The sequence below is a fragment of the Acidobacteriota bacterium genome (genome assembly GCA_034211275.1).
In the GTDB taxonomy this organism is placed as follows: domain Bacteria; phylum Acidobacteriota; class Thermoanaerobaculia; order Multivoradales; family JAHZIX01; genus JAGQSE01.
This window is the reverse complement of record JAXHTF010000067.1, coordinates 22,598-29,822: the sequence shown is the minus strand read 5'-3', so window position 1 is coordinate 29,822 and position 7,225 is coordinate 22,598. Positions and strand designations below refer to the sequence as shown.

The window sequence follows — 7,225 nt, the reverse complement described above, 5'->3', positions numbered from 1 at the left end:
CGACACCGAGGAGCGCAAGATCTTCGAGGTCGAGCGCAAGATCCACTGGATCCTGGGCTCCGGCAACCATTCCCGCACCTACATTCATCACACCGAGAGCGGTGAGCTCTACCAGATGCCCCTGGCCTGGTACGAGGACCCCGAGCGTCCGGGTTCCGGATGGTGGGCCATGGCGCCGGGGTTCGACCGCCGCTTTCATCTGGGAGTGGGGCGCCGGGTGGTGCGGGATTGCATGGTGTGTCACAACGCCTATCCCGACGTACCGGCGGGGAATGATGCGCCGGGGGCGCTGCAGGTCTATCCGACGGATCTGCCCGAGGGGATCGGTTGTCAACGCTGCCATGGCCCCGGCGCCGAGCATGTGCGGGCGGCGCTGGAGGGGGAGATGAGCTTTCAGGAGCTCCGCGGCACCATCGTCAACCCCGCCAAGCTGTCGCCGGAGCGCCGGGACGACGTGTGCTTCAGCTGCCATATGCAGCCCTCAGTGGCGATTCCCGGGGTCGTACGCGCGGACCGCGGGGCCTATACCTTCCAGCCCGGTGACGATCTCGCCGCGCACCGCGTCTACGTGGATCCGGTGGAGGTGGGGCGGGCCCAGGAGGACCGCTTCGAGATCAATCATCACCCTTACCGCCTGCGCCAGAGCCGCTGCTACCTGGAGAGCGGGCCGGCGGAGATGAGCTGTTTGACCTGCCACGATCCCCACCGCAAGGTGCCCCGGGCCCAGCGCGCCGCCCACTATCGCCAGGCCTGTCTGAGCTGCCATACGGTGGACTCCTGCCAGCTCGAGGAGATGGCGGACGCTAGCGCTTTGAAGGGCTCCGTCGCTCCCGACGACTGCGCCGGCTGCCACATGCCCAAGCGGCGCACCGAGGACGTGGTGCAGGTGGTGATGACCGATCACCTCATTCAGCGTCGCCCCGGGGGGCCGGAGCTACTGGCGCCTTTGGAGGAGTCGGAGCCGGTGATCGAGGATTTGATCTTCCTCGATCCGGAGCGAGCGCCTGCCGGTGCCGAGGGCCAGATCTATCGGGCCATGGCGGTGCTGCAGGTCTACTCGGGGGATGTGGACGCGGTGGATTTCCTTCAGCGTCAGCTGGCCCAGACGCCTCAGGAATCGGTGGCTCCCTACCTGTCGTTGGTGCGGGGCCAGCTGGGGGTCGACCGTCCCGCGGCGGCGGCGGACACTGCCCGGTCCATCCTCCAGCGGGATCCGGACAACCCGCAAGCGCTGGACCTTCTCTCCGTGGCGCTGGCTCAACAAGGGCGGACCGCCGATGCGGTGGACACCCTCCGGCGGGCCATCGTGCTGGTGCCCGACGATCCCAGCACGCGCTTCAACTATGGCCGGATTCTGTTCGCAGCCAAGCAGCCGGAAGAAGCCACCAAGCAGCTCCGTCGAGCCGTGGAGCTCAAGCCCAACCTGGCCATCGGTTGGTTCTACCTCGGCCGGATCGAGGCCGCCGCCGAGCGTTGGGGCACCGCCGCCGAGCACTACCGCCAAGCTCTCGTCGTCGAGCCCAGCTTCGACCGGGCGTACCTGGGGTTGGCGGAGATGCTCCAGAAGACCGGGGACCGCACCGAGGCCGAACGGGTGCTGCGCCACGGCAGCACCCACGCTCGGGATACTCGGGCGGTGAAAGCGGCGTTGGGGGAGCTGCTGGCCGCCGAGACCGCCGGTTCCTGAGCGGTCAGTCCGTCAGTGCCGGGAAGGCGCTCTCGATGAAGATGACCCCGAAATCCGTGATCCCGCCGGTCACCACCGGCACGGCGTCGGAGACGAAGCGCTGGCCGGAGCCGACGTCCAGCACCTCGACCCGCGCCGAGGGCACGGGGGCGAGGATGCCCGGCAGGGAGAAGGTGCCGTCGGGGCCGGTGAGGGCGGTCACTCCCAGATAACGCACCTCCACTCCCTCCACCGGACCGATGAAGAAGTCCTCCACCCGGCCTTCCAGGGTGGTGGTCACCGCCGGCTCGACGAGAGGCCGATGGGCGAGGGAGAGGAGCTCGTCGACGTCGAAACCGTAGTCGGGGCTGGCGAAGGGAGTCAGGGCCGGTACCGCCGGGTCCAGGACCCACAGCTCGCCGCCGGCGGTGGCCAGGAAGCTGCCGCTGCCGGGAAGGGCGTCGAGACCGCCGACGGTTCCCGGATCCTGCAGCAGGTCGAAGCTGGAGATCACCGTCGCATCGGCGGGATCGAGGACCTCCAGGAAGGTCGATTCATTTCCCTGCCCCAGCATGTAGAGCAAGCCGTCGGGACCGAAGGCGAGGCCGGCGCTCTCGTAGGAGCGGGTGTCCCCTACGGTGGTGGCCCGGGCGGTGGGGATGTCGATGCGGTAGAGGCGGTGCCCTATGCTGGGCCGCAGAAGGCCGTAGAGGCCGGTGCCGTCGGGATCGTAGGCCAGGTCTTCGACGCCGATCTCGACGTCTTGGCCAAAGCCCTCCGGGATGCCGCCGGGGACCGAGTCGGCCTCGATGTCTCCCAGTACGTCCAGCACTTCGCCGGTGTTCGGGTCGAGCTCCAAGAGCGTGCTGCTGCCGAAGAAGCCTTTCAGCGGTCCCGGCCCTTGCTGCAGGAAGTCGCCACCGGATTGGGCCGCTTGAGTCGCTCCGATGAGCTGATCTGCCGTCGGGAAGGCGAGGCCGGTGAGCCCCTGTTCGTCGAGGCTGAAGGGATCTGCCCAGGGTAGGAGCCGGTTCTCCACTTCGTCGTAGAGGTGTAGCGGCACCGGTCCGGAGCTTCCGCCACCTTCGGGAGAGCTGAAGGACAGAATGGTTCCGATGTAGAGAAGCTGGCCGCTGAGCTGGATGTCCCCGACCACGGTCATGCCCCCGGGCTCCGGTGCCACCGCCGCCGAGCGGCCGCGGGCGAGGAGACCGTCGGGTTCCACCAGGCTGGCGCTGCAGGAGATGGCGGGGGTGAGGGTGGCGAGACCCGGAACGGAGAAGGAACCGTCGGCGCCGGAGGTGCCGGTGACGCCGTTGCACAGCACCGCGGCGCCCGCCGCCGGCGTTCCTTCGGTATCCAACACCCGGCCGACGGCGGTGGTCCCGGGATCGGGAACCACCGCCACCGTCACCAAGGGGGAGCTTCCCAGTTGGTCGCGGTCATCGGTGGCGAAAGCCTGGAGGTCGAGATCGGCGATGCCCGTGGGGACCACGAAGGTGCGCTCGTAGGGAGCGGTCTCCGCGGTACCTTCCACCACGCCGTCCACTTCGAGGCTCACCTCTGCAACGGCGGAATCGTCCACCGCTCCCATCAACACCCGCAGCACCGAGCCTTCGATGACCTCCGAGCCGTGCTCCGGTTCGAGGATCTCGACGCTGGGGGGTGGATCATCCGCGATCGGCACCACCACCGGATTGGCAAAAGCTTCTTGGCCCAGGTCGTCCACCGCTCGGGCGGAGACGGTGATCTCGGTGGTTCCCAGGGGCAGGAAATGATCGAAGGCGTAGGGCGGACCACTGAGGAAGGAGCCTTCCACCACGCCGTCCACCAGGATCTCCACCAGGGCTATGGCGACATCGTCGTCGGCGGTCACCGCCAGCCGGACGGAGGTACCTTCGGTGTAGAGATTGCCGGGGACCGGCGCGAGCACCGTTGCCGTCGGGACGTCGTCCGGCACCACGTCGAGGGTTACCGGGGTGGCAGTGCCCTGGTTGCCCGCGAGGTCGAAGGCGTGAGCCTCCAAGGTGAAGGTGGGCTGGCCCGCCGGCACCGGCAGGGTGAAGGTGAAGGGCGGAGCGAAACCCTGGTCGACGATCTCGCCGTCGGCCAGCAGCTGCACCGAAGCGACTCGGAAGTCGTCCTCCGCCGCCACCGTGACGGTGATGCGGCGGCGCTCCAAGAAAGCTTCGCCGTCCAACGGCGCCGTAATCTCTACCTCCGGTGGTAGGCCTACGGTGTCCTCGAAGGACCGGTAGCGGCCGATGTGCAGACCGGTGTTGCCAACCCGGTAGTTGTCGCCGATGCCGCCGCGGGAACCGACCATGTAGACCAGCCCGTCGCGCACCGCCAGGTCGTGACCGTTGTCGTCGCGGAAGGAGGGAGCCCGGCTGAAATCCAGCGCCGCCTGGAAGATCGGCGGCAGCTCCGTGACGTTGAAGATGGGCACCGCGTTGACGAAGAAGAAGTCCGAGGCCAGGGCCAAGGAATCGTCGAGAGCCACCGCCGTGAGGCCGAAGCGGTTGTCGCTGGAGCCGGACACGAAGGGGGTGTCGGGAATGCTGAAATCGATCTCCCGCAAGCCCCCGAGTCTTCGGTCGGCGCCGTCGGCGATGTAGGCCCGCCGGCCCCGCACCGCCACCTGGGCGGCGGCGGAAGTACCGTTGGGGCGGGTGTGGGTGGAGCCCAGGATCTCCGGGTCGGCAGGATCCGTCACGTCGATGATGTGCACTCCGGCGCTGGAGTCTGCGACCACCGCGAGACCGTCGTCGGTGACCTCCACTCCCCGGGCCCGGCCGGGGGTGCCGGTGGAGCCGAGGAGCAGCGGAGAGGCGGGGTTCGATACGTCGTAGTTTCTCAATCCACGAATGCCGGCGGCGACGTAGGCGATGCCGTCCTTGACCGTGACGTCGGTGGCGGTTCCGAAGACCGGAGCGATGCCCAAGACCGCCGGGGCCGCCGGGTTGGTGATGTCGACGATGATCAGCCGGTTGGAGGCGGCGAGGTAGGCGCGGCCAGCGGAGACGGCGATGCCGTAGGCCGGGGCTGGAAGGCCCATGGTGTCGACGATGAACGGCGCTGAAGGATCGCTGACGTTCACCACCACCAGGCCGGCCTGGCCCGCGGCGACATAGACGTGGGAATCCCCCGGCGGTCCCAGGGTCAGGGCGTTGGCGAAGCCCGGCAGGCGCAGGAAGGAAAGGGCTACGGGTTCGAAGGTTTCCACCGTGATCCCCCGGGTGACCTCCATGCTGTCGTTGGCCACCGTCACCGTGGCGATTCCGTCCTGCCCGGCGAAGACGCGGCCGTCGTCGAGGCCGAAGTTGATCACCAGCAGGTCGCTGGAATCGTAGGTGGTGCCGTAGAGCTCGTCGGTGACGTCCAGGGAACGGCCGTCCACCAGGGTGGCGGTGACCACCAGCTGGCGCGAGGCCTCGCCGACGGCGGTATCGAAGACGAGGGTGAAATCCCCCGGGGGCGTCACCGCCAGATCGGTGACCAGACCGGTGAGGTCGACGCTCAGGGGGTCCAGGGGATCGCTGCCCACCTGCACCTCCAGCCCGTCGGAGACGCCGTCGCCGTCGGTGTCGAAGCGCAGCGGGTCGGTGCCGGTGTCGTTGACCTCTTCACCGTCCAGCAGACCATCGTCGTCGCTGTCCGGATCGAAGGGATCGAGACCGGCGAGGAATTCGTCGATCACCGTCAAACCGTCCCGGTCGGGGTCCCCCAGGGCGTCCGCCGGATTGCTGGGATCGAGGCCGTTGGCGATCTCGTAGTCGTCCGGCAGCCCGTCCCCGTCGCTGTCCGCCGACACCAGTGCCTGAATCATCAACAGGGCCAGGGTGCCCTCGTGGGTGGCGCTGATGAGCACGTTGCCGCTGGTCAGGGCGGTGACCAGCCCGTCGTCGTCCACCGTCGCCACCGCAGCATTGCTGGTGGTGTAGGCGGTGCCCGCGGCAGCGGCGGTGACGTCGGCGGTGGAGCTGTCGGGGAAGGTGACCGTGGCGGTGAGCTGGGCGCTGGCGCCGACGGCGGTGAGGAGGGTGGTGGGAGCGCTGAGCTCCAGCTCCGCCGGCACCGGCTCCGGGGCGTCGAAGACGATATCCGCTACCCGCAGCACGCCGTCGGTGGGCACGGTGATGAAGTCCGACTGGCCGGCACGGGTCACCCCGCCGTCGACGCAGGTGGCGCGGATGCGCACCCGGCCGACGTTGGTAGGAATGTTGGGAAGCACCCAGGAGCCGTCTGCCTGCACCCGGGCGCTGCGGTTGAGGGCGCTCACCACGCAGGTTTCGTCGAGGCCGGTGCCGGCCTGGGCCGGCAGCGCCAAGAGCAAAGCCACAGCGGTCGCGAAGGCAGCGGCGAGGACCGCCAAGATCGGCACGGTCCGCCGCCGTCCGGGATCTTCTCCGAGGCCGCCGCCGACGGTGAAGAGGGCCTGGCGGTTCAGGCAGGATCGTCCTGGATGAGATCCCTCGGATCGGGATGGGTTCCGCCGGCCATCGATGGCTCGGGCCTGCCGGAAGCTCTCATTGCCTCGCCTGTCGCTCATGGTCTCGCCTCGTCGCTGTCGAAGGTCGATAGGTCACTCGCCCGCGGGTTGTGGCGCACCGCGTCGCGCACTTCCAGATCCGGGTCCCGAGCCAGCTCGGCCAAGACCTCCAAAGGGGCCTGGGGATTGCGGCCGACGCTGAAGCGCACCCAGCGATCGTCGTGATGGGCCAGGGCCCCCAGCAGCCCTTCGGGGGTCGCCGGATTGCGCGCCACCGCCCGCAACACCTGGGGGCTTGGATCGCCGTTGAGCTGCTCCAGCGCCGACGGTGGGGCGGAGGAGTTGGCGGCGACCGCTTCCCGCACCGAGGCCTCGGGCGAGCGGGCCAGTAGCTCCAGTGCCGCCGCCGGGGTCTCCGGACGGGACGCCACCACCTGGTGGATGCTGCGTAGGTCCCCGTGCAGCCACAGCCGCCATCCCGACGCCGGCGGCTCATGCAGCCAGGGCTCGTCCCGGCGGGCCAGCTCCTGGAGCAGGGAAGGGGGCGTGGCCGGGTTCTCCGCCAGCCCCAGCAAAGCCCAGCGGTCCCGCTGCGCGATCCCGCGGTCCATCGCCTGGCGAAGCTCTTCGGTGCCCGCTGCGGGATCTGCGCTGCGCCGCTCCAGCTCCCGGGAACGCTCCATCCAGGCCGCTCCGCCAACCACCGCCAGCAGCGCCGCCAGGGCCAGCGCTCTCCTTCCGGCCCGGCTCCACCGCCCAAGCAGGTGATGCAGGGCCCATCCCAGCAAGCCTCCCGCGAGGGCTGCCAGTCCCGCCGCCACCGGCACGCCGTAGAGGGCGACGACGGCGGTGGAGGAGTCGGCGGAGAAGATGCTGAGCAGTAGCAATCCCGTCACCGTTAGGCCCAAGGCCAAGGCGGTGGCGAGGCCGGTGGCGGCCGCCGGCGCGATCCTGCCGCCCGAGATCAGCCCGCGGCGGATCCACCAGCCGAGGGCGGCGGTGGCGAGGAGCATCGCCAGCAGACCGAGGGTGAGAGGAGAAAGGCCCACGGCTCAGCTCCTCCCGGG

The 7,225-nt window shown here is 69.3% G+C and carries 3 protein-coding genes; 1 reads left to right on the top strand and 2 read right to left on the bottom strand.

The window, feature by feature from the left end:
* Positions 1 to 1,687, top strand: a 1,687-nt coding sequence (locus SX243_12355; protein ID MDY7093755.1) for a tetratricopeptide repeat protein, incomplete at its 5' end; no start/stop codon positions are given.
* 4 nt (positions 1,688 to 1,691) lie between these two features.
* Here SX243_12355 and SX243_12350 read toward each other — a convergent pair.
* On the bottom strand, positions 1,692 to 6,218 hold the full coding sequence (locus SX243_12350; protein ID MDY7093754.1) for an Ig-like domain-containing protein: 4,527 nt from the start codon (positions 6,216 to 6,218) through the stop codon (positions 1,692 to 1,694).
* Positions 6,215 to 7,207: a hypothetical protein gene (locus SX243_12345; GenBank protein ID MDY7093753.1), complete on the bottom strand. Its 993-nt coding sequence runs from the start codon at positions 7,205 to 7,207 to the stop codon at positions 6,215 to 6,217. Before SX243_12345 ends, SX243_12350 begins: the two co-directional genes overlap by 4 nt.
* Positions 7,208 to 7,225 lie beyond the last annotated feature (18 nt).